The organism is Vibrio aerogenes, assembly GCF_024346755.1.
GTDB classification, from domain to species: Bacteria; Pseudomonadota; Gammaproteobacteria; order Enterobacterales; family Vibrionaceae; genus Vibrio; species Vibrio aerogenes.
Map to the genome: position 1 here is coordinate 994,984 of NZ_AP024861.1, position 21,949 is coordinate 1,016,932.

General features: G+C 46.9%; 18 protein-coding genes and 1 pseudogene. 13 read left to right on the plus strand and 6 right to left on the minus strand.

What is annotated here, in order from left to right; translation table 11 throughout:
• Positions 1 to 217: 217 nt before the first annotated feature.
• The 6 genes from OCV29_RS04620 to OCV29_RS04645 all read left to right on the plus strand — a co-directional run bounded on the left by OCV29_RS04620 (position 218) and on the right by OCV29_RS04645 (position 8,743).
• Positions 218 to 2,269: a type VI secretion system Vgr family protein gene (locus OCV29_RS04620; protein ID WP_073603750.1), complete on the plus strand. Its 2,052-nt coding sequence runs from the start codon at positions 218 to 220 to the stop codon at positions 2,267 to 2,269.
• Positions 2,257 to 2,985, plus strand: coding sequence for a DUF4123 domain-containing protein (locus OCV29_RS04625; RefSeq protein WP_073603749.1), 729 nt, complete (start codon positions 2,257 to 2,259; stop codon positions 2,983 to 2,985). The genes OCV29_RS04620 and OCV29_RS04625 overlap by 13 nt, the downstream gene beginning before the upstream one ends.
• On the plus strand, positions 2,982 to 3,971 hold the full coding sequence (locus OCV29_RS04630) for a Rhs family protein (RefSeq protein WP_073603748.1): 990 nt from the start codon (positions 2,982 to 2,984) through the stop codon (positions 3,969 to 3,971). The genes OCV29_RS04625 and OCV29_RS04630 overlap by 4 nt, the downstream gene beginning before the upstream one ends.
• Complete coding sequence (locus OCV29_RS04635; RefSeq protein WP_073603747.1) at positions 3,968 to 7,843, plus strand: RHS repeat-associated core domain-containing protein; 3,876 nt, start codon at positions 3,968 to 3,970, stop codon at positions 7,841 to 7,843. The genes OCV29_RS04630 and OCV29_RS04635 overlap by 4 nt, the downstream gene beginning before the upstream one ends.
• 4 nt (positions 7,844 to 7,847) lie before the next feature.
• A complete protein-coding gene (locus OCV29_RS04640; protein ID WP_073603746.1) occupies positions 7,848 to 8,066 on the plus strand; it encodes a hypothetical protein in 219 nt (72 codons plus the stop codon).
• A gap of 242 nt (positions 8,067 to 8,308) precedes the next feature.
• Positions 8,309 to 8,743 carry a hypothetical protein gene (locus OCV29_RS04645; protein WP_073603745.1) on the plus strand — a complete coding sequence of 145 codons (435 nt, stop codon included), beginning with the start codon at positions 8,309 to 8,311 and terminating at the stop codon, positions 8,741 to 8,743.
• Positions 8,744 to 8,817: 74 nt separating this feature from the next.
• Here the strand turns inward: OCV29_RS04645 and OCV29_RS23645 are convergent, their stop codons facing one another.
• Both OCV29_RS23645 and OCV29_RS04650 read right to left on the minus strand, forming a co-directional pair.
• Complete coding sequence (locus tag OCV29_RS23645) at positions 8,818 to 9,015, minus strand: SymE family type I addiction module toxin (RefSeq protein ID WP_073603744.1); 198 nt, start codon at positions 9,013 to 9,015, stop codon at positions 8,818 to 8,820.
• Positions 9,016 to 9,024: 9 nt separating this feature from the next.
• A complete protein-coding gene (locus tag OCV29_RS04650; protein WP_073603743.1) occupies positions 9,025 to 9,927 on the minus strand; it encodes a HEPN domain-containing protein in 903 nt (300 codons plus the stop codon).
• A 299-nt stretch (positions 9,928 to 10,226) separates the two neighbouring features.
• On the opposite strand from OCV29_RS04650, the gene OCV29_RS04655 reads away from it, so the two are divergent.
• Positions 10,227 to 10,766, plus strand: a complete 540-nt coding sequence (locus tag OCV29_RS04655; RefSeq protein ID WP_073603742.1) for a GNAT family N-acetyltransferase — start codon at positions 10,227 to 10,229, stop codon at positions 10,764 to 10,766.
• Between the two features lie 673 nt (positions 10,767 to 11,439).
• Here the strand turns inward: OCV29_RS04655 and OCV29_RS04660 are convergent.
• Together OCV29_RS04660 and OCV29_RS04665 are read right to left on the minus strand one after the other, a co-directional pair.
• On the minus strand, positions 11,440 to 12,015 hold the full coding sequence (locus OCV29_RS04660; protein ID WP_073603741.1) for an NAD(P)H-dependent oxidoreductase: 576 nt from the start codon (positions 12,013 to 12,015) through the stop codon (positions 11,440 to 11,442).
• Between the two features lie 116 nt (positions 12,016 to 12,131).
• A complete protein-coding gene (locus tag OCV29_RS04665) occupies positions 12,132 to 13,373 on the minus strand; it encodes an MFS transporter (protein ID WP_073603740.1) in 1,242 nt (413 codons plus the stop codon).
• A gap of 195 nt (positions 13,374 to 13,568) precedes the next feature.
• Here OCV29_RS04665 and OCV29_RS04670 point away from each other — a divergent pair, with 195 nt between their 5' ends.
• Positions 13,569 to 14,531 (plus strand): LysR family transcriptional regulator, encoded by a 963-nt coding sequence (locus OCV29_RS04670; RefSeq protein WP_261887369.1) that lies wholly within the window; start codon positions 13,569 to 13,571, stop codon positions 14,529 to 14,531.
• 33 nt (positions 14,532 to 14,564) lie between these two features.
• Here OCV29_RS04670 and OCV29_RS04675 read toward each other — a convergent pair whose 3' ends face one another.
• Complete coding sequence (locus OCV29_RS04675; RefSeq protein WP_073604286.1) at positions 14,565 to 15,470, minus strand: hypothetical protein; 906 nt, start codon at positions 15,468 to 15,470, stop codon at positions 14,565 to 14,567.
• A gap of 101 nt (positions 15,471 to 15,571) precedes the next feature.
• Positions 15,572 to 15,715 (minus strand): annotated as a pseudogene (locus tag OCV29_RS04680) (IS5/IS1182 family transposase); the annotation flags it as partial.
• A gap of 21 nt (positions 15,716 to 15,736) precedes the next feature.
• Here OCV29_RS04680 and OCV29_RS04685 point away from each other — a divergent pair.
• From OCV29_RS04685 to OCV29_RS04705, 5 genes are all read left to right on the plus strand, one after another.
• Positions 15,737 to 16,153 (plus strand): PhzF family phenazine biosynthesis protein, encoded by a 417-nt coding sequence (locus tag OCV29_RS04685; protein WP_073604287.1) that lies wholly within the window; start codon positions 15,737 to 15,739, stop codon positions 16,151 to 16,153.
• A 522-nt stretch (positions 16,154 to 16,675) separates the two neighbouring features.
• Entirely contained in the window at positions 16,676 to 17,158 is a 483-nt protein-coding gene (locus tag OCV29_RS04690) for a GNAT family N-acetyltransferase (RefSeq protein WP_217653302.1), read from the plus strand.
• Between the two features lie 66 nt (positions 17,159 to 17,224).
• Positions 17,225 to 17,479: a DUF2999 family protein gene (locus OCV29_RS04695; protein ID WP_073604288.1), complete on the plus strand. Its 255-nt coding sequence runs from the start codon at positions 17,225 to 17,227 to the stop codon at positions 17,477 to 17,479.
• Positions 17,480 to 17,664: 185 nt separating this feature from the next.
• Positions 17,665 to 19,029: a sensor domain-containing diguanylate cyclase gene (locus OCV29_RS04700; protein ID WP_261887370.1), complete on the plus strand. Its 1,365-nt coding sequence runs from the start codon at positions 17,665 to 17,667 to the stop codon at positions 19,027 to 19,029.
• A 483-nt stretch (positions 19,030 to 19,512) separates the two neighbouring features.
• Positions 19,513 to 21,813, plus strand: coding sequence for a penicillin acylase family protein (locus OCV29_RS04705; RefSeq protein ID WP_073604645.1), 2,301 nt, complete (start codon positions 19,513 to 19,515; stop codon positions 21,811 to 21,813).
• Positions 21,814 to 21,949: the final 136 nt, after the last annotated feature.

Below are 21,949 nucleotides of genomic sequence, written 5' to 3' on the forward strand. Positions count from 1 at the left end.
GGCCTTTTTACTCCGCCTTGAGGCCGGTTCAGGACATTTTTTGACTGATACCCTGCATAAGCAAAAGCCGGTGAAGTGCTTCGCGGAGTTTTGTAGCCACCGTTTCCGATAAAAAATTCAATGCTGCCGGCAGAAAAGTGCAGCAGTTCGTATGAAAAAAACGACCGGAAATGGCTTGGTTGATGATTCAGTTTGAAGACAACGGCAGTTTATTCTTATGAACAGTTTAAATTTTCGACTCACCGTCGATGGGGTCGATGATGAGACGCTGGTAGTGCGGGACTATCAGGGCGTCGAATCAGTTTCGGATTCCGTCGATTCTCAGGGTAACCCGGTTTACGGTTACCGGTATCAGATTGCACTTGCCAGCCGCAGCAGCGGCCACACCGCCAAAAAATTCGTGGACAGCAAAGCCCTGCTGGAAGTGATCCGCCGTGGTGAAGTGGTGCAGAAAGTTCACGGCATCATCCGCAGTTTCGGCAAAGGTGACACCGGCCATCAGCACACGTTTTATGATGTGGTGCTGGTGCCTTCGCTGGAGCGGCTCTCTCTGCGCCAGAACAGCCGCATTTTTCAGCAGCAAAGCGTGCCGGATATGCTTTCCATCCTGCTTCAGGAAATGAGTATTTCCGATTACGCTTTTTCCGTCAAACGCACCTGTGCGCCGCGCGAGTTTTGCGTTCAGTACCGGGAAACGGATCTGGAATTCTTCCACCGTCTGATGGCAGAAGAAGGGCTGACGTACACCTTCGAGCACGAAGACAGCAAACACACCATCGTGATTGCCGATAACCCGAAAGGCTTCCGCCCGATTGGCGCGGTGCCGTATAACGTGATTTCCGGTGGTGTGAGTGACACGCCTTATATTGCTTCGCTGACTGAAACCCGCCAGTCACAAGTCAATAAAGTGCAGATGCAGGACTACAGTTTCAAAAAGCCGGCTTACAGTTTTATGCAGACCCAGGAAAAAACCGGTTTGCAATATCAGCTCGAAACTTACGAGCATTATGATTATCCGGGCCGCTATAAAGATGACGGCAACGGCGTGGCATTCAGCAAAATCCGCCTCGACTGGCTGCGCCGCAATGAGCTGACCGTCACCGGCCACAGTGATGAAGCCAAAATTCAGGGCGGGGTGCGCTTTGATGTGACCGACCACACCGACGGCAGTATGAACAAAACCTGGCTGGCGGTGAAGGTGGTGCATACCGGCAGTCAGCCACAGGCTCTGGAAGAGAATGGCAGTGGCGGTGAAACCAGTTATCACAATGAATTCTTCCTTATTCCCGGAGAGAAAGTCTGGCAGACGCCACCACGTCTCAAGCCGGTGATTGACGGCCCGAATGTTGCTCTCGTTGTCGGTCCGCCGGGGGAAGAGATTTTCTGTGATGAGCATGGCCGGGTGAAACTGCATTTCCCGTGGGATCGTTACAGCAACGCGGATGATAAAAGCTCCTGTTGGGTGCGGGTTTCCCACGAATGGGCCGGTGCCGAATATGGGATGGTGATGTTGCCGCGTATCGGCCACGAAGTGATTGTGTCCTTCCTCAATGGCGATCCGGATCAGCCGATTGTCACTGGCAGAACCTACAACGCCAACAACAAAGCGCCGTATCCGTTGCCGGATGCGATGACCAAAACCGTGCTGCGCACCGAGTCTCATCAGGGCAGCGGCTTTAATGAGCTGAGTTTTGAAGATCAGTCCGGCAGTGAAAAGATTTACCTCCATGGTCAGAAAGATTATGTCGCGGTGATTGAAAATGACGTCACCGGCATGGTCGGTAACGATCAGCATCTCACGGTGGAAAATAACCGCTTCAGCCATATCAAAGTCAACGATCACCTGACCATTGACGGCGAGCAGCGCACCAAAGTCACCAAGATGATCAGCAGTGAGCTGGCCGCCGATCTGCATCAGAAAGTCGGCTCACTGACGGCGGTGGAATCCGGCAAGGTACTGAGCCTGAAATCCGGCACCAAAATTGTCATCGAAGCGGGTTCACAAATTACCCTTAAAGCCGGAGGCAGCTTCCTGACGGTCGCCAGTGGCGGCGTGGATATGTCCGGCCCGGCGATTAACCTCAACAAAGGCGGCAGCGCCGGCAGTGTGACCGCTTACGGCGGACAGGCCGCTGAGCTGCCGGGTGTGCCTGAAGTGCCCGATCCACCGGCACCGATTCTGACACCGGCTCAGGTCGCAACGATGAAATCCGCCGCACCATTCTGTGAAGAGTGTGAGAAATGTAAGGGTGGTGTATGTTCAGTTTAAAAACGCAGGTAACGGAAGATTTAAACTGGTTTGTGGTGCTCAGCGGTACCAGCAGCGCCCGGCCGCTGGAGACGTTTTATCAGCATGGCGGCGAAGAAGCGCGCGGTATCTGGCTTGGCACCGATTACGAAGGCTGGGAAGAAGTGATGCCTTACATCGCGCAGGTTCAGCCGGATCACCCGTTTATCGACTGGATTGACGGGGAAACCAGCGAAGCGCCGGACTGGGGCATTCTGGTGGGCTCACAAGCGCCGTTTGCACAGGTGCTGGCGCACATGCGCAGCCTGACGCAAATCTGGCTGCCGGCAGGCGATCACGCTTTTTTCCGTTTCTACGATCCGCGTTTCAGCCTGAAAGTGGCGTCGCTGTGTGATGATGAGCAACGTCCGGTGCTGATGGGGCCGGCCAGTTGCTGGATGAGCCACGCTGACCGGGTGGATAACCCGGAGCCGGTGCTGAATCAGAAAGAGAAACCGTTTCCGTGGTGGGAAGTGCCCGCGCCGGTGATGGATGCGCTGACCGGAGAAGATAAATCGACGCTGGTGATTAACGCCCTCAAATGGGTGAAAGAAACCTGTGCCGATCTGTATTTCTATTTTCCCGAGCCCATTCTGTTTGCCAAAGTCACCCGTCTGGTTGAGCGGTTTGATCCGCAGGGGCCGGTGACACTGAACCGTTATTTACATGATGCGCTGTCGCAGGAGGTTTACCGGTGAGCGATAAAGTGACGCAATTACTGGATGAAAAATTCGATGCCATCAAAACCGATTTTATGGGGTCGATTACCGAGTATAAAAAACAATCTGAAAACTGGCTGTATGGCTGGCTGCTGGAAATGGACCAGAAAGTGATGGTCAACGGCCATGAAAAGTCAGCCGATGTGGATGATTCCAGCATCCGGGCGGATTTAGTCAACTGCCCGCTGGATGGCAAAATCACCCTGGTGCACTGCTTTGAATCCGAAGCCTATGTGCCGATTGGCGGCACGCCGTTCAAAATTCAGCCGGTGAAACTGGTGAAGAGTGGTCAGTCAAAGCGTTATGTCGATGATGGTGACCCGTTCGAAGGCACGATTGGTGAAGACGGCACGGCCATTGTCCAGCTGGATAAAAACAAATACAAAGGCAAGCTGTTGCGGGTGTATTTCTATCCGGATGTGACCGAAAGTGATATCAAAGCGCTGCTGGCTTCTTATGACGGCACCCAGCAGAAGCTGATGGACTGGTTGGCTGCCGAGTGGGAAGAGCAGAAGAGCGAGTGGGATGATTATCTGCGTAATCCAATTGATGTCGGTCATGAAGTCGAAAAGTTTATCGAGAATATGGGCATTGCCCTGCTGACCGCCTGGGATGAAATCTCCGACCTGTTTAACGTGCTGGCGCACCCGACGCAACTGATAGAAACCCTCAAACGTTTTGTTGATTCTGAAAAACTGGCCAGTGTGCTGGAAGAAACCAAGAAAAAAGCGGCGGAGATGCTCAATTTGCTGAAAGATGAAGCGCGCTGTTTTCTGCTGGTGAAAGCGGCTTACTGCTGGCTGCGGATGCTCAGTCCGGTGCAGATCATGAATATCGTATCGATGTGTCTGGCGTCGTTGTTGGTGGAAGTGCTGATGATGATGATCATCCCCGGCGGAAAAGCGGTGATGAAAACAATCGAACAATTACGCAATGCAGGTAGTTTCGCAGGAGCCGTCTCATGAAGAAGCCAAAGAAATGGAAACATGGCAAGCATGTGGATGTGCTGGCCAAACTGGAAGAAATTGTTGATCTGGTCAAGGCGGATGCAGAGTCCAATCTGCCGAAGCTGAAAAAACTGACCCAGCACGGTGAAGGGCGTTTCAGCCGCGACCGGATCAAAGATCAGACCTTTAACAAAGCCAAACATGAAAAAGCGACCATGATGGAGCGCAAGGTCACCAGCAGCACCGAGGCGAAGATGGAGAAGGATAAGCCCCATACAGCCAATGATTCACCGGAAACGCCAGCGAAGAAAAAGCATGAAAAGAAAGAAAACACCGAGTGTGTTGATGATCCAATTTCGTTGGTGACGGGGGAAGAGTTACTTACAATTCCGGATATGGTTTTGCCTGGAGCATTACCATTTGTTTTTCAGCGCACATACCGTACCAGTGCTTGTGAGCTGAATGCCGGTTTAGGGTTTGGCTGGGGCCACACACTGGCGCACCGGCTGGAATTTAAAGATGGCAAAGCGCTCTGGCATAACGATGAATATCTCAGCACGGCGTTTCCCGAGCCGACGGCACAGTGCCCGCAAATCCTCAATAATCTGGGCGAAGCCTGTATTTATCTTGGGGCTGAGCCAAACCAGTATATTCTGGCCGCGCCGGAGCAACCGTTTTATCACTTTGAGCGCCGCGGCGATGTGGCGCGTTTAGTGCGCCTGACGGATAAATACGACAATACCCTGCATCTTCAGTATGACAATGACGACCGGGTGCAGGCGGTGCTGAATCCGCACGGGATTGCCCTATGGGTGAACTATAACGAAGCGAACCTGATTAGCAGCCTCGAACTGCGCACTTTCAGTGATACTGAAAATGGCCGCGAATGGTCGACACAGCGGCTGCTGCACCAATATCAGTACAATGAACACGGCCAGCTGATTGCTGAGCGTAATGAAGCCGGAGAAGGCGAGCATTACAGCTATGATGCGCGCAATGTCATCACCGAACGGGTGATGGCCGGTGGCATGGCATTTGGCTGGGAATGGGAAGGTGAAGGCAAGCAGGTTCGCTGTATCAAACACTGGAGTAATACAGGTAACCATACTGAATTAAGCTGGGATGAAGAAGCTCGCAGTGTGACTGTCACCTATTCTGACGGCAGTGAGTCCATCTATCAGCACGATGAAAATGCCAAACTCATCAGCACCACTGACCCGGATGGCGCGGTCACGACGAACACCTACAACGAAGACGGTAAGCTGACCAGCACGACCGATGCGCTGGGCCATGAAACCCAGTATATCTATGACGAGAACGGTGATTTGGAGTGGGTGATTGCCCCGGACGGCACCGCGACCGAAATGGATTATATGGCCGGGCGGCTGTTTAAGGTCACCCGCGGCGAGGCGAGCTGGCGGTATTACTACAACGACAACGGTGATATCTGCGAGAAGCGCGATCCACTGCGGCGAAGTACTTACTATCACTATAACCCACAGGGCAACCTGAACCGGATTGTCTACCCGGACGGCAGTGAGCATCAGCTCAGCTGGAACCGGCTGGGGATGCTGATTGAAGAAAAATATCCGGACGGCACCACCAGTCAGTACCGCCACGATATCAGTGGCCGGGTGATTTACCAGAAATCTTCGATTGGCGGCGTGACGCAATACCAGTGGGATGAAGCCGACCGTCTGGTGAAACTGATTCAGCCCAACGGCAAGTCAAAAACCTTCTGTTACAACGCCTACGGTAAAGTGACCGAAGTGATGGACGAGACCGGGCGTAAAACGGCGTATGAGTACGAAGAAAACAGCCACCTGCTGAGCCGGGTGACGAATCCGGACGGCACCAGCCTGAGCTACCTGTACGACAACCCGAAACGCTTTGTCAGCCAAATCACCAATGAGCGCGGTGAAGCTTACAACATTGATTACTTCACCAATGGTCTGGTGAAAACGGAAACCACCTTCGACGGGCGGCAGATGCATTATGAATATGATTTGCTTGGCCAGCTGACCCAAAAAACCGAAGTGGGACTTGAGGGCACCGAGCTGGTGACCGGATTTGTCCGCGATGAAATGGGCCGCCTGCGTGAGAAAGTGCTGCCGGACGGCACCAAAGTCGCTTACGACTATGATGACAACGGCAACCTGATTTCAGTGGATGACGGTGAAACGCCGCTGGGCTGGAAATACGACCTGCTCAGCCGGGTGACCGAAGAGCATCAGAACTGGGCCTCGAACTATTTTGAATATGATGCGGTGGGGCAGGTGACCAAATGGCAGTTGCCGGATGCCAAAGTGCTGCAATACCAGCGCGGGCAGGGCGGACTGCTGAATCAAATCAGCCTGGATGACCATGTGCTGACGCAGCATTTATACCAGAACGGGATGGAAAGCCGCCGGACTCAGGGCGCGGTGACCAGCAGTTTTGAATATGACGCGCAGGGGCGGCTGACGCACCAGAGCCAGTCTGTCTCCGGCAGACAAACCCGCACGCGGGATTATGGTTACGACGCACTGGGCAATCTGTCGCAAATTGCTGACAGCCGCTTTGGTGACAGTTATTTTGATTACGACCCGCTGTCACGCCTGAAAGCGGTGCGCGGGAATCTGGAAGAGCATTTTGTCCATGATGCGACCGGGAATGTCTTGTCCCAGCATCTGGGAAGACGTCAGGATGAACTGAATCTGGCGGAAGCCGGTGGCAACCAGCTCACTTTCCACGGGGACAGCCATTATGAATACGATGAGTTCGGGCGTCTCATTACTGAGAAACGCGGTAAGAATCAGTCGCTCATCACCCGTTATGAGTATGACTGCCAGCACCGTCTGACTCAGGCCAGCATGCCGGACGGCACTATAGCCACATACACCTATGATGCCTTTGGCCGCAGAACCAAAAAAGTCGTCACGGACAAAGCGCAAACCACCACAACCACCGAGTTTATGTGGCAGGGTGACACCCTGATTGGTGAAGTCACCAATAGTGATTACAAAACCTACGTTTACGAGCCCGGCACCTTCCGCCCGCTGGCCCAAATCAGCGGTGAAGGCAGAAACAACGGGGAAGTCTATTACTACCATCTGGACCAAATCGGTACGCCCATCGAGCTGACGGATGTGCAGGGTCAAAGTGTCTGGTCGGTGCAATACCGCGCCTACGGGAACGTGCTGACCCAGCATGTGGAAGAAATACAAAGTGCACTACGCTTTCAGGGGCAGTATTATGACAGCGAAACCGGGCTTCATTACAACCGGCACCGTTATTACAGCCCCGGCACAGGCAGGTTCACGACGATTGACCCGATCGGTTTAGCCGGTGGCTTGAATAACTACCAGTATGTGCCGAACCCGACGGGATGGGTGGATCCGTTGGGGTTGAGTAATGTACCGGGAGATGGGTGTTCAGATAATAATCAGCCAGAGATTGTGACTGATATTGATGAACAGCCTGATAATGCGCCATTTAAAAAAGATGCGAATGGTCGATGGCATGATAAAAAAGGTCGTTATGTTGCACAGAGTTGGCCTCCGAATGATGGGTTTGCTACAAAAAATGGTTCTGTGTTAAGAGAGCACATAACGTTACAACCGGGACATATGTTGGATCGTTTTGGTGGATGGTACGAAGATGGTGTGTTTAGAGATCTGGGAAGCTATTTCGCAGATATGGGAGTTCCATTTAAAAATAGAGCCCTACCTCCTGAAACTTTATCATCACCGTATCGTACATACAAAGTTGTTAAGCCGTTTGAGGTTGAAGCTGGTCCAATTGCTCCTTGGTTCGGTGATCCGGGTGGGGCAAGGCAGTATTTAGTACTCAAGTCTGAAGGTGGAGTCGAAGGATTAATTAAATCCGGAAAAATAGAGCCTGTGGAGTAGTGTTATGAATGAAGATAAATTAATTAAAATTGACTTTGAAGTATCAAGTGGATATCCGGCAGGAAAAAAAATTTATTATAAGTGTACAGTTTGTGGAGATGTTATTTTTTCACTACCAGAGCATTTTGCTGAATGTTCTTGTCAGAATATAACAGTGGATAGAGCTGGCGGTAGGTTATCTGTAGAGAAAAAAGATTGCTTGGAAGTATATAAAAAACGTTAGTCTATTGATTGAAAAACATCCCGGCTCCTGCCGGGATATAACTATCTGGTTCTCAGTAATTCTTTCCGGGCAACCTCTTTCATCCTGGCTATTGAAGCCGGTGCTTACCCGAAAGAGTCGGTGCCTGGCGGTGAAACTAAAGGTGGTGCAAAGGAAATTGCTGTGAAAGGAACTGAGAAAATATCACACGATAATGATATTAATGTTCTGAAATCTCAGTTTGACGATTCGGAGTATATTCAATGTGTAAAGATTATGTTTCCTGTTTTTTTGAAGAGGGTGAGATCATTTCCTTTTTCAAAGGTGAAGGTGGATATTTTTATCGTGATCCCAACTGGGGAGAACACTTGTATTATCCATCTCTTAGAATTGCATTAAGGGAAATAAATGGAGATACGGTAACATCTACAGATTTTATTAATGCCTTTGATCTTTTTGTTAGAAGTTTAGGTGATAATGAAGCTGATTCTGAGCACTTCTGGCAAAATATATACGCTTTCTATCTATGTCTGAAAAATAAAGATATTGATACAATAAGCGACTTTTTTGAACCAGGTTATCCATGTATCACCGATGTGAGTAATTACTTCAATAGAGTCAAGAATAAATATGATTCCACATTTTATTTAGATGAAATAAAGAAAAAATTTCCTACGGCTGGCATCTTAAAGTTGTAAGAACTGACAAGTTTACATTCGAATCCCTTAAGAAAACAGCCGGGTTGATCCAATCACTCCGGCTATTTTTTAACTCACTCCACCGCCGCTTTTAACTGAGCCAGTTGTTCCCGTAATGCCTGCTTCTGCGGGTTGTCTGGGATCTGCACAATACAATCCTCTGTGATATTCACGGTGACTGGCGTACCAGTCCCAAACCCAGTCCCGGCCTCGCGCAGCCACTTGCCTTTAAGATGAAAATCCGGGGTGCTGGTATCGCCCCGGTTGGGGATTCACCGATATTATTTGGAGGTGATCCTCTCCAAACAAACCTCTTCCGTCAGCATTTTCAACTTTTCCACTTCCTCAGACAGATACGTCAACTCTTCCACGGTAATTTCATAATGCTCAGAGTAACGGGCGTCCACATAAGCACGCCGCAAGCGGTGAAAACTACGGCGGTGGAATTGATTCTCTTTCGGGAATAGTTGAAGAAAGCGTTCATCCTGTTGGGCGCAGAAATGACAAAGTTTTTCGATATCGTGGGTTTTGGGAAGATAATTGGTGCAAACTAACAACGTACAGGCGAAAAATCGCTCCGAAGCTTGATGTAATTGAAAAGCAGCATTATTCAACCAGCCTTTATTTAATGCTGTTTCGTAAACAAAGAAAAACTCGTTTGCATTCTGAAAACATTTTTGGAAATGCTTCTGAGCAATTTCCCGTCTTTCTTCATCCGTCAGGTTTCCCGGCACAGACAGCTCACGGCTATCGATGCTGTATAATTCTATGCCTTCTTCCCGGATATCCTGAAAGAAATACTGACCTTCCCTGAGCCATTGATTGACTTCTTTCAGCGTATGTACAATCACACCGACCGGAATTTTCTCAATTCGTCGTTTAATCCGGTCATCCGCCAGTTTCCACAGTTTGAGGTTTTCGACCAGTTCCATACGGTTGACGATCACCAGAATGTCGTAATCACTGATATAACCATGTGCAGGGTCATACACCCAGCCGGGTTTTCCTTCGGCTGACGGCGGGCGGGCATAACTGCCAAACAGGATAATTTTCTGGATCTTAAAGCCGGATTGTTTACCGCTTTTCCCAGCGACAAATTCATCCACAGTATCACGCAGAATATCGGCAATGGCCTGAATATCCTGTTGTTTATGTTCGGGAAGGTGTTCGAGCGTCTTTTTCATGCAAGGTATCGTACTACGGGGTGCTGATTGGGTAAATGGTGGTTTTGGTCGGAATCCGGGTTTTGCGGCGGATCACGGTTTTTGGTGAAAAGATTGTGTTTATCAAGGATGAGAATTCTTGAGTGGTTTCATTGATATGGAAGATTTTGGCAGGGGTGATGTCAGAAAATCCAGATGGTGTATTTGGCAGAAAACTGATAAGTTCTTTTTATACAGATAGTTAACCGTACGCGTTTTTACTGGTCCAACGAGGTAAAAGCGCGTGCGCACGTATAAAATGTGATGTGCCCGGAGGAAAAATGATAGATACGGCAAGGACTCGAATTGAAGTGATGTCCAGTAAGCATGCCTCAGATATGCTTGCATACGAACTCGAAAATCGTGAGCATTTAGCGCCATGGTCCCCACTTCGTACAGATGAATTTTATACTATAGACAACTGGCTATCTCTGTGTAAAAACAGTGAGTCTGCGTTTGAGAAAGGTAGTGAAGTTAAGTTTGTAGCATTGGATAAAGATGCAGGCGAAATTGTTGGTGTCTGCAATTTTACGGGTATAGTTCGCGGTGTTTTTCAAGCTTGCTTTTTAGGTTACTCCATTTCCAGAAAGTTTGAAGGTCAAGGTTATATGACCGAGATACTCGAAGCATCGATAGGTTACATGTTTGATATCGTTGGTCTTAACAGAATAATGGCGAATTACATTCCACATAATGTAGCGAGTGAAAGAGTGCTGTTTAAACTAGGTTTCGAGAAAGAAGGTGTTGCCAGGAAGTACTTAAAAATTGCAGGACAATGGGAAGACCATATCCTTACGTCCAAACTTAACGAACGTACATAACAAACGACTATGGCGTCAATAACTAAGTTTTAGCTATTTTCTTATAACCCAAAATGTAAGTTTCCGGCGACAAATCCATCCACAGTATCACGCAGAATATCGGCAATGGTCAGAATATCCTGTTGTTTATGTTCGGGAAGGTGTTCGAGCGTCTTTTTCATGCAAGGTATCGTACTACGGGGTGCTGATTGGGTAAATGGTCGGTTTTGTTGGAATTTGGGTTTTGCGGCGGATCACGGTTTTTTGGTGAAAAGATTGTGTTTATCAAGGATGAGAATTCTTGAGTGGTTTCATTGATGAAGATTCTGGCTGGGGTGATGTCAGAAAATCCTTCTGGTGATCGCTGGTCGGAACAGTTTTGTAAGTGCATCCTGCGCATGATTTTTATAAAGGAAAGCTGACAAATTTTTCGTGAATTTGCCTCCTCATCTGTAGGGATATTTGATTGTTGTGCTACCTTTTGTTTATGAGGTGTTGAAGCCTGAGTAGTGGCATGTGAGCTGGTTGATTTAACTTATTTTTGCCCCAAAATAATTTAGCCTTAATTTCTCGAGATATGCTGTTTTCTCACAAATAACTGAGCACTATCAGTACGTGCTACAAAAATATAACAATTTAAGCAAGTAGGACGCCTCAAGCGGCGCCACTTCTTGGGGCGTTTATTAGTTCATAGTCACTTTATTCTATTCGCTAGCTTCGCCACTTTATTCAACCAAGCTTGCCTGGTATCACTATTAGAATTAATAACCGGACCAAAGTAAGTCGAAGAAATATTTTTAATACCAGAAAAGCCCAAAATGGAGTGCTTTAACTGTTTATATATTGCATTCCCTGTGACGTACTTGTACCAAAAAGGTGGACTATCAAGTGTAACAATTAGTTCAGAAGTTCGTCCTTTCAGCAGCTTCTCAGGAATTGTTTTACCACCTACATATTTGAATGAAAAGCCAGGTAAAAAGGCTCTATCAATAGCACCTTTAAATTTTGCTGGTATCGTTCCCCACCAAACGGGGCTGACAATGACAACATGCTCTGCCCATTGAACCTTCTTTTGAAAATCCACTAGATCAGGTTCCAAGTCGGTAATTTTATCATATCCTTCGTCTAAACTTATTTCGAAATTCAAGTCACCTATATTTATTTGCTCAACTTTATGCTGTTCTTTCGCAACCGATATATACTGTTCAGCTAAAGATTTGCACAAGCTAGTAGGTTTGGGGTTCGCATTGATAACTAAAACTTTTTTCATAAACTTACATATCCGCATTAGGTAGAAAGTGTAGTGGTCAAGAAAATTGGCCACGGTCTTAGAGCTTTCCCAATATAACCGCTCCGATTTATTGGGAGTGAGTTCTCCATTTAAGCTCACGATGGGGATTGAGCCGGTTGCCTCATACTGTGTTCTTTCTCTTGGGTCTGAACGGGCTTGCGTAAGAGGATGAAGCTCAACACAAAGATGGCGGCGCAGACGTAGAGCATCAGTGAAAAGCTCTTTTCACTCAGCAAACCAGAGGCGATCAGCGGGCCGCTCGCTAAGCCGATTGATGAAACGACGGCCGCAATGGTAGAGAGCTTGCCACTTGGGTCCTGTTCAGCCGCGGCCGCCAATAAATAGGATTGAATGGCTGGCCAGGAGAAAAACAGCAGAGACATCGCGATGACATAAAACAGCGGTGTTAGTTGGGATGCGCTGAGTATGATAGCGGATGTCACCGACATGGCTACACCAGCAATGATCCAATACAAGCGCCCATAACGATTGCCGTTGATCACAGGTAACATGGCGCCGAGCAGCCCTAACAATCCAGTCGTCGCAATGTACACGCTGACATCGTCATTGCTGATGTTTGCACCAAGGCCTATCAACCCGACATAAGCCCAAATGGCACTGGCCGCGATTTGGTAGGTTATGATCGCGAGCATCAGCAATAAGGCATTGTGTGATGTGCTAGGCACCGATGCAGTGCGGCCACTTATTGGTTGATTTGACGTTGAGTGTTTAAGAGAAAGCGCCGGTAAAAAAGGCAAAAACGCTAGGCTCAAGACTACGAACGCTGCCATCACATAAAACACCGCATAGGCGTTTAATTGCGCTTCTAGTTCGGGTAAGAAATACATGACGATGGAGCCGATGCTGAACTGTATGAAGAGCAGGGTGCCAAAGGCGCGATCCGGGTTATTCAATCTGGCAAGAACAGCAAAGCCAATACCAAGACTCAGACCACCGAACGTGCCTGCTAAGAAGCGCCAGCCCAGCATCAGCGTGTAATTACTAACCCCTGATGTACTTGCCGATAGCTTACTTACCCATACTGTTGAGAGGTCAATCGCTGCCAATAACACTAAGAACAAGAACATGGCCGGTTGCCATTGAATACGTCGCACCAAAAAGATGGCAATTGTGCTGCCAATCAAACCACCATAGCCGTTGAGTGCAACGATTTGTCCGGCTTCTGCTTCATTGAGTCCGATGTTGCCGGCCAGTGCGTTAACCAGTCCCGGCATGAAGTTAATGTAGGAAAGCCCTGCCATAGTAATAAACGCCAGGAATAAATAGGTCAGAGGGTGACCTGCGGGTAGTTTGTTTGAAATGAAGTGCTTCAACATAAATTCTCAATCTCATTGATCTGTAAACGTCTATAGGTGAGGATTTTATTAGCAGGGATGTGTTGGAAAAATAGGTCGATATCCCAATTAGTCATGAATACTATTCATGAATCTTTCTTGGTATAGTCAATCACCAAATACGCGACTTTTGTGTGTAGATGATGGATACACTTAGCTTACGGATACTCTCAATTTATGGATAAACTTAGATCATTAGAAATCTTCTTAGCCACTTGTTATGGTGGCAGTTTTGCGGCAGCAGCAAGGCTGTGTAACAGCGATCCTTCCACTGTAAGTAAGGCCATTAGCCGGTTGGAGGCACAGCTGGGATTGACATTATTTCAGCGCTCGACCCGACAGTTGCGAATCACCACTGCGGGTCAACGTTATGCCGATACTGTCCGTAAAATGTTTCAGGATCTCACCACCTGTGAGGATGAGTTGAAACATCTGAATAACTCCCCTTGTGGCACGTTAAAAATCAATTCGGCGGTTTGTTACGGGCATATCTATCTTCGCCCGTTATTGAAAGCGTTTTGTGAACAATACCCAGATATAAAGCTGGAACTTGATATCAACGACTTCCATGTGGACATCATCGAAAACGAGATTGATATTGCTTTACGCACAGGGTACGTCAAAGACAGTCGGCTGGTGGCACGGTGCTTGAGCCCGATGGATTTCCTGATATGTGCTTCGCCGGACTATTTGAAAACGCATGGCACGCCAAACTGCCCAGAAGACTTCCATCAACACCGTTGGATTGGTTTTCGAATCAAAGAAACCCAACAGCTTCAGCCGATCTTTTTACCTGATGAAACAGGCGAATATATGCCTTACGAATTAGAGCGCAGCCATATCACTGATGATGGTGAAGCGATGGCATATATGTGTGCTGACGGCTTGGGCTTTGCTCAACTTCCGCACTTCCTTGCCAGGAAGGGCTTGGAACGTGGCGAACTGGTTTCCCTGTATCCCTATTTCAGACCACCGCAACCAGACAGTGGCGTGTTCGCGATTTACCCGAAGCGTGAATATTTGCCTGTTAAAGTGAGAGTGTTTGTGGATTTTCTGACTCGATCCTTGGCTGATATGGGCGAAGGTTCCACCTATACATGCGCGGAAAACTGGAAGCCGATGATTGATTTTGGTGAGTAGGACTTATCAACTTCCCTATTTAAATTTTCTTAACTAGTCAGAAGTTGAAGCCGCGTCAGCTTCCGGCTCGTGCAATTTTCTTTTTCCATTCAGAGTTATCACGATCCAAACTAATGTAACGACAGCCAGTAGAGCGATTCCATTCAACATAACAGGGCTGAGAACGAATAATGTTCCTAACCAAGCCCCTCCAAGAAAAGAAGGAAGCACTAACTGAGCAACGAAAGATTTTAGAGCAAAGATAAGAGCAAAACTGAGGCAACCCGACAGTATAATCGATGCTAGCCACATAACATCTTTATCACGTCTGTAAGTTGGAGCTAGTGTGTCTTCAACTTTAATTTTTAGGCCCAATAGCATTCTGCGTTCCATTAAGTAGTGAAATGCAATGGCTAATTGATGTTTGAACTTAGTGAACAGCTCACCGCTTGCTAACTCCTGTGTTCTGATGACCACTCGTGTGGTGTCGTCATCCACAGATCTGAGTAAGAAGCTTCCCCAATTTTCAAGTACAAATGTTTCTTCAGGCTCGACGAGAAGCACTTTGAAGTTATACGGAATAGCGGCTTTGTCCTCGTTGATTGTGCCCCTAACGATATCATTGGTCGTTAGATCTTTGAATTGGGGCGTGTTCATATCGGTGTGTTTAGTGTTGTAGCCCAACGCTTCTTCAATAAAGTCATAGCTAAAAAAGCCAGCGCGATCTGCGCCAAGCTGCATCAGCCAACGCCAAACTTCTGGTTTGGATGCATCGATTTCAATGGCTCGGGTCGACGCAATAAACATGTTATCGCCATCACCAGCGAGGTCCATGTTATATTCAAAGTCGGTTGCTCCCCAGTGGCGAATATAGGGTTTAACAAGTAGGGAATAAACAATTAGCTCGAGAATAAGGACGAGGACAATCGCTATAGTGGTTTGGGTGATACGATTCAACATGTTAACTCGCTTTTTTGATTTATAGATTATAAGTTCGTCTAGAATAGGGCTTTGTTGCTTAATTCAGAGAGAGGACATGCCTGTCTCATAGTGCTTAATTCTTAAATGATATACTGAGTTTCAGGCATGCCTAACCCTGTGAGCTTATTCAGCGCCTTGATCATCGCGTAAGTCTCGTCAACTTGGGCGTTATAGTTTCTCAGGCTTAATTTTCCACCTAACAACGGTTTAACTCGATACATTGCTGCCATGCGGTGTATCTCCTGTTGGTTGTTGATCTGGCGAGATCAATCAACAGGCTACACCGCAATCCCTTCAACACATATACCAAAAATCACTATACCTCTGAACTTATTGCAGACTTCTGTAAAAAACACAAAGTTGTTGGTTTTCATGTTTTTGAGCTTTATAAACCAGAAAATATGCTTACAGCAAGCTGCCGTAATTTTGCACCATTGCTTGGTATATCAGAAGAATCGGCTACTGGTAGCGCTAGCGGTGCTTTAGCGTGTTATCTTACAGAACATCTGGGAATAGATCGTGATTATGTCTTTGAACAAGGTAGGGCTATGAATTGTACTTCAATAATTACAGCATCTGTTGAGTCAGAGAATTCAAAAATAATCAGTGTGAAAGTTGGTGGCTTTGCAAGTCATATTGGTACGATGGAGATCCCCGTCTAACAAGAAAATTAAATCGGACTAAAAACGCTTGGCTTGGTTCGTAGTGGCTCCGCTATTTTATACAAAAATATTTCACTACAATTTACCGCTGTTGCGGGCGTTAAGCCATAGATAAATTAATTCGAAACTCGCCGGGTAGAGTTAAAAATCTAACACGTTTCTGTCCATCTTTGATTGCGCAATTTTCAGGCGACTACAGGTTCGGCTATAAAAGATAAACACGCCCTGGTAATCAATATCCCGAAGCGGATAAAACGATGTCATTAAATATGATCATCTGTTCACATGATTGATATTCATCTTCGTAAGAATTTATTTAATTGTATTATCAATAGAGAATTTATCAGGTAGTATGAGTGTGCAACTGATTAAAAACGATACAGGTATGTCAGTCGGATAACAGGGATTTAACCGGCTTATTATCGAATATAAATCAACAATCACATGATGTTTCCGGCGCCGTATTTGGGAGCCCGGTTCAGAAATAAAGCGTGATGAATTATTTTAATATAAGGAAGTATCGTGGAAGTGAAGTACCAGAAAGCACAATATTTTGATGGGGAGTTACTTGCCGGAATACGCGTCAAGGCGATGAGAGAAAGTCTGGAAGCGATCGGCAGATTTGATCCAAAGCGGGCCCGTGATCGTTTTTTGGATCATTTTTGTCCGGAAGAAACTTCGATGATTTTGGTCGAAAATCGTATTGTCGGCTTTTATTCCTTATCAACAAAAGACAGCTACCTATATCTGTCTCATCTTTATATTTTGCCTGAGTATCAGGGAAAAGGGATTGGCTATTACACTTTAAACCGGATAAAAGAGATGGCATCAGGTTTGAATTATCCGCTCCGGCTGGGCGCGTTAAGAGGCAGTCCTTCCAATGATTTTTACAAGGCGAATGGTTTTCGCTTCAGTCATGAGCAAGACTGGGATCTGTATTATGTGTGGGAACAGAGCGGGCAAGCGCGTCATGCTTCTGCTTTGGTTTCAGCGCACGTTGGATAATGTCGGCTGCAATAATATCATGTTAAACTGCGGCTTTCTTTTATTCAGAAGTGAAAAGGTAATATGATGAATCCGATTCTTGCCATGTTGAAAGAGAATAACATCAGCGATGAAAAAATCAGTGAACTGTTTGAGGCACTGACACAAAACCCGCTGGCTGCCATGGGAACACTGGGTCAGCTGAACTTGCCTCAGGAACAGGTTCAGTTGTTAATGGGGCAGGTGATGCAGAACCCATCTTTAATCAAAGAAGCCGTTGAAGAGCTGGGCCTTGATTTCGCAAAAGTAGAAGCAGCGAAAACGAAGCTTCAACAGCCGTAAACCAGCAGCCGTTTCCGGTTATTTCCTGTAAAAGGCCGCAGAACAGACTGACATCAGTGTGTTCTGCGGCCTTTTTGTCAGATAAATTTAAAAGAAGGATACATGCCTGCATTTTAAGATTGCTTATGTCGATTCATCTCATTTGAACTAATATCTAATGAGATGACTTGATCAAGGGAATTGTATTGGTAAAAAAGTATAAATTTAACCGATGGATATTTATTTTATTAAGTATCATTTATGGTTTTTTTGCATATACAACCATTAACCTGTTGACCGAGCGGTTTGTAGACAAACAAATTCAACAGGCAAAAGAGTCGATCCAACATGAATTGGCTTTAGTTCGGTATAGTATCGAAGCATATATATATCGCGATGCATATCTGGCAGACAGTTTTGCTACAGTTGTGGCCCTGAATCCACAGTTCGCAATGAAAAACTGGAAGCAGGTGTCTGAACCATTTGTGTCTAAAGCGACGCTTGTAAGAAACATCGGCTTAGCGCCAGATGACGTCATATCCTATGTGTATCCCCTGAAAGGCAATGAAAAAGCCGTGGGTCTGGATTTCCGGACTGTGCCGGCACAGTACAAAACCGTCCAGATGGCCAGAGAAACCAAACAAGTGGTGATTGCCGGGCCGTTAGAATTGGTGCAGGGTGGGCGGGGGTTGATTGCCCGATATCCTATCTTTACCGATTTGCCCTATAACAACAATTACTGGGGGGGCTTAAGTGTTGTGATCAATTATGACAGGCTGATCGAAACCTCCGGGCTTCATCAATTGCAGGGCGTTGAAGTCGCTATCGTTGCCGATACTCATGACGGCATGGGAGAAAGAGTGATTGAAGGCGATGCAAGTGTTTTAACACAATTTGATATGAGTTATCCGATATATTTACCGAATGACGCGTGGACATTATTTGCCCGTTATCAAAACCTCAGTGACATTGAAAGTATCAGCCGGTTCAGGCATGTTTTTGTGAGTCTTGGCATTGTAACGTTTGTTGCTGGCTATATATTAATGATGTTTTTTATCAGTAACTATCTGCGGGCTCATAATCTCTCTTTACACGATGAACTGACTCAGTTACCAAACCGACGTTATCTGTTTAGTGAATTGAACTTGCTCATGGCAAGAAAAGGAGCCTGGGTAGAATTCACGGTATTAAACATTGATTTAAACAAGTTTAAAGAAATTAATGATTCGCTGGGACATGAAGCCGGTGATCAGGTATTGAAACATATGGCCTTGTCATTGCAAAAATGTTTAAGAACGACGGATTTTATTTCAAGAGTTGGGGGCGATGAGTTCATTATCGTTCTCAGACGTACGTCCAAAAAGGAAGATGTGGAACTCATTATCCGGAAAATACATCTTTTTTTAGAGTCCAGACCTCTTCATTGGAATAATGATAAAATATGGTTGTCACTGAGTATTGGATTCCATATTTTCAAGGGTAAAGCGGATCCGAAACTGATTCAGGAAATTTTATCGATAGCAGATAAAAAAATGTACGAAGATAAAACGCTCAAGCACACTGAACTATGATTGAAGAGAAAATGATTGAAGCGGGAAAATGAATGGAGAGTCGCAGATCATATGGGTATGAATGGTGATCGTCTGATGAATCCATCCCCCCGGATTTGATGTCGCTTTATATTTTAGGCTTTCCTGGTTTTATCGCGGTTTTCTCTTGCCCTGTTTTTTTCATATGCGTGATTTTTCTCAAAAAGTATCCTTATATATGATAATGTTTATGAGAATGAATCGTATTTAACTGTGGGTCACGGTATATTCAGGTGAATATATCTAAATACCTGTTCCTAAATATGCTCCACTTTTGGTAACGAGGCAGATATCGATAAGCAGACCTTCCGCGCCAGGGAAGGCGCGGCAGAGCCCCAAGGATGGGTTTATGCGTGTCTGTGTTCGATATCTGCCTGAGTGACCTACAATTAGGAACTGGTATTTAGGGTCAGCAGACCCTGGTGGATTAAATCGTACCCGCAAGCGAAATGAGCGCTTAATTGAATGAATAAGAAAGAATTAAATCAGGCAGAGATCTGCTGGACAGAGAATGATGTTCCCCATATCAAAGCAGATAATTATGAAGCTCTGGGGTTTGGCTATGGCTGTGTCCATGCCCGTGACCGTTTATTAGAACTGGCAGGGCAGGCGATTGCGCTGCGGGGAGATCGCTCGAAATACTATGGCGCTGACGGATTTTCAACGGTTGGTTTTTTGAAAACGACCAATCTGAATTCCGATTTGATCTTCCGGATGAGATTGCCGGAAACGTGGGTTGCAGAAGCACTGGCAAAACTGAGTGGACAGATCCGTGATTATATCCGGGGTTATGTGAATGGTCTGAACCACCATGTAGCGCAGATGACGGACGACGAGCGCCAGCGGCTTGGTCCGGATGAACATCTGGTGACGTTTGAAGCGGCGGATGTGGTGCGCTCCGCGATGCGCTTTGGCATTATGAAAGAGCTGGTGGAAATTGGTCCTTATATTGTGTCTTCTTCTGAAGCATGGAAAAGCCTTTCGCTGCCGGATGGTCAGGTCAATGATGATAGTCAGTTCAACAATGATAGTCTGGCCGATGATGATAGTCTGGCCAATGATGGTGAAACAGATTCTCCTCATGCAAAAGCGGTCGAAACAGAGGGCGGTTTTGGCAGTAATGCCTGGGCTTTTGGCGGGGATGTGGTCGAAGGTGGCGGGGCGATATTGCTGGGTAATCCGCATTCAGCCTGGAAACGTACCCCGCACCAACAACGAATTTACATGCATCAGTATCATCTGACGATTCCGGGAGAACTGGATGTCGCCGGAACGTCTTTTCTCGGCTTTCCTCTGCCGATGACCGGATATAATACCGATGTGTCCTGGAGCATTTTAGATGCGGCGACGGTGACGCCTTATGTCATGCAGAAAATGGATGTCTCGCCTGTTAATGGTCAACTGACTTACCGGATGGATGATGTAAGAAAACCGGTCACAATCAGAACCGTTGCGGTTGAGGTCCTTGAAAAGCCGGGTGAGCTGCAAACCCGGCGTTACCAGTTTATCGAATCTGAATTGGGTCTCCTCTATCATCTGCCTCAGCGGCCGGGAAAACCACAGGGGTGGTATGCGATCACCAATCCGGGAGAGAGAAATGCCAGAGGGCTGGACCAGTTTCTTGCGGCAGCGAAAGCCACTTCAACACGTGAATTTGTCTCTGCAATAGAAAATAACCGCGGTATTTTGTGTCAGCTGGTTGTGGCGGATCGCCACGGTGAGGCGGCGTATGTGGTGGCGGGTAATGTGCCGCCGGTGAGCGATGAAGAAATGGCACAATGTCATATCGGTGATGCATCGGCAGCATTTCATGTGCTGGATGGTACCCGCAGCCGGTGTGCCTTTCGTGATGCGGATAACCGGCCTTTATTACCTGCGGCTTCTTTCTATCCCAATGTTTTCACGCGGGGTGTGATTCAAAATACCAATAACAGCTATAAATTCACCGAGTACGGTCAGGTACAGCCCGACTATCCATCGGTGTTTGGTCAGCATAAGGCCGATCACCAAATCGGGAAGCATATTGCTGCCGGATTAAGATATGACCCAAGGTTGATCATGTCTTCACGAAGAATCAGGGAGCTGCTGGCTGAAGGGAAAATGACGCCCGAAAGCGTTTTACAGATCATATTTGATAACCGTAATTATGCAGCTGAAACATTTTTAGATAGCATTCTGGCACTTTCTGATGTGGCTCATTCAGAGGCCGCCCGGCAAGGGTTCAGTGTCTTACAGCAGTGGGACCGGAAGAATAACGCAGAGAGCAAAGGCGCGCTGTTGTTCCATCTGTTCTGGAATCAAATTGTCCAGACTGACCTGCTCAAAGTCCCGGCCAGTGGCGATCCTGAACTGGGGTCTCAGCTTGAAATCACGCCGCACAGTGCGCCCGTGCTCATTGAAGCGCTGGAAAAGTCAGTCAATGCGCTGGTTGCGTTTGGATTCAGTCCGGACGAACCCTGGGGCAATGCGTTGTATCAAACCGCAGAAGGCACTCACATCCCTTTGCACGGTGGCTCCTATCAGGAAGGAATTCTCAATGGTGAGATGCCGGCACCACTGACGGAACAAGGATTCCCTTACATTCTGTTTGGTACCGCGTATGTTCAGCGGGTGAGATGGGAAAATGAACAAATTGTTGTGGATGCGCTGCTCAGTCACGGTCAGCGGGATGGCGTCGAATCAGCCGGGCGCACGGCGCAGCTGAAGATGTTCTCTGGCAAAAAATTGTACCGGATTCCTTTTTTACCCCATGAACTGGCAGACTAAACCGGGGTGACCCGGTTGTTCCGGCATGTCTGCTGCAAAAACAGTGTCATGATTATTTCGCAAAAAAATAATATGACACTAAGTTTTATTTAACTTCTTTCGTATTTAATGCGATATGTTTATTATTGCGACGCTT

Excerpts from the sequence above, each read along its gene's own strand:
- OCV29_RS04655 (WP_073603742.1), top strand. The coding sequence starts at position 10,227 with ATGATAGATACGGCAAGGACTCGAATTGAAGTGATGTCCAGTAAGCAT.
- OCV29_RS04665 (WP_073603740.1), bottom strand. The coding sequence starts at position 13,373 with ATGTTGAAGCACTTCATTTCAAACAAACTACCCGCAGGTCACCCTCTG.
- OCV29_RS04675 (WP_073604286.1), bottom strand. The coding sequence starts at position 15,470 with ATGTTGAATCGTATCACCCAAACCACTATAGCGATTGTCCTCGTCCTT.
- OCV29_RS04645 (WP_073603745.1), top strand. The coding sequence starts at position 8,309 with ATGTGTAAAGATTATGTTTCCTGTTTTTTTGAAGAGGGTGAGATCATT.
- OCV29_RS04640 (WP_073603746.1), top strand. The coding sequence starts at position 7,848 with ATGAATGAAGATAAATTAATTAAAATTGACTTTGAAGTATCAAGTGGA.
- OCV29_RS04620 (WP_073603750.1), top strand. The coding sequence starts at position 218 with ATGAACAGTTTAAATTTTCGACTCACCGTCGATGGGGTCGATGATGAG.
- OCV29_RS04695 (WP_073604288.1), top strand. The coding sequence starts at position 17,225 with ATGAATCCGATTCTTGCCATGTTGAAAGAGAATAACATCAGCGATGAA.
- OCV29_RS04650 (WP_073603743.1), bottom strand. The coding sequence starts at position 9,927 with ATGAAAAAGACGCTCGAACACCTTCCCGAACATAAACAACAGGATATT.
- OCV29_RS04670 (WP_261887369.1), top strand. The coding sequence starts at position 13,569 with ATGGATAAACTTAGATCATTAGAAATCTTCTTAGCCACTTGTTATGGT.
- OCV29_RS04635 (WP_073603747.1), top strand. The coding sequence starts at position 3,968 with ATGAAGAAGCCAAAGAAATGGAAACATGGCAAGCATGTGGATGTGCTG.
- OCV29_RS04660 (WP_073603741.1), bottom strand. The coding sequence starts at position 12,015 with ATGAAAAAAGTTTTAGTTATCAATGCGAACCCCAAACCTACTAGCTTG.
- OCV29_RS04625 (WP_073603749.1), top strand. The coding sequence starts at position 2,257 with ATGTTCAGTTTAAAAACGCAGGTAACGGAAGATTTAAACTGGTTTGTG.
- OCV29_RS04705 (WP_073604645.1), top strand. The coding sequence starts at position 19,513 with ATGAATAAGAAAGAATTAAATCAGGCAGAGATCTGCTGGACAGAGAAT.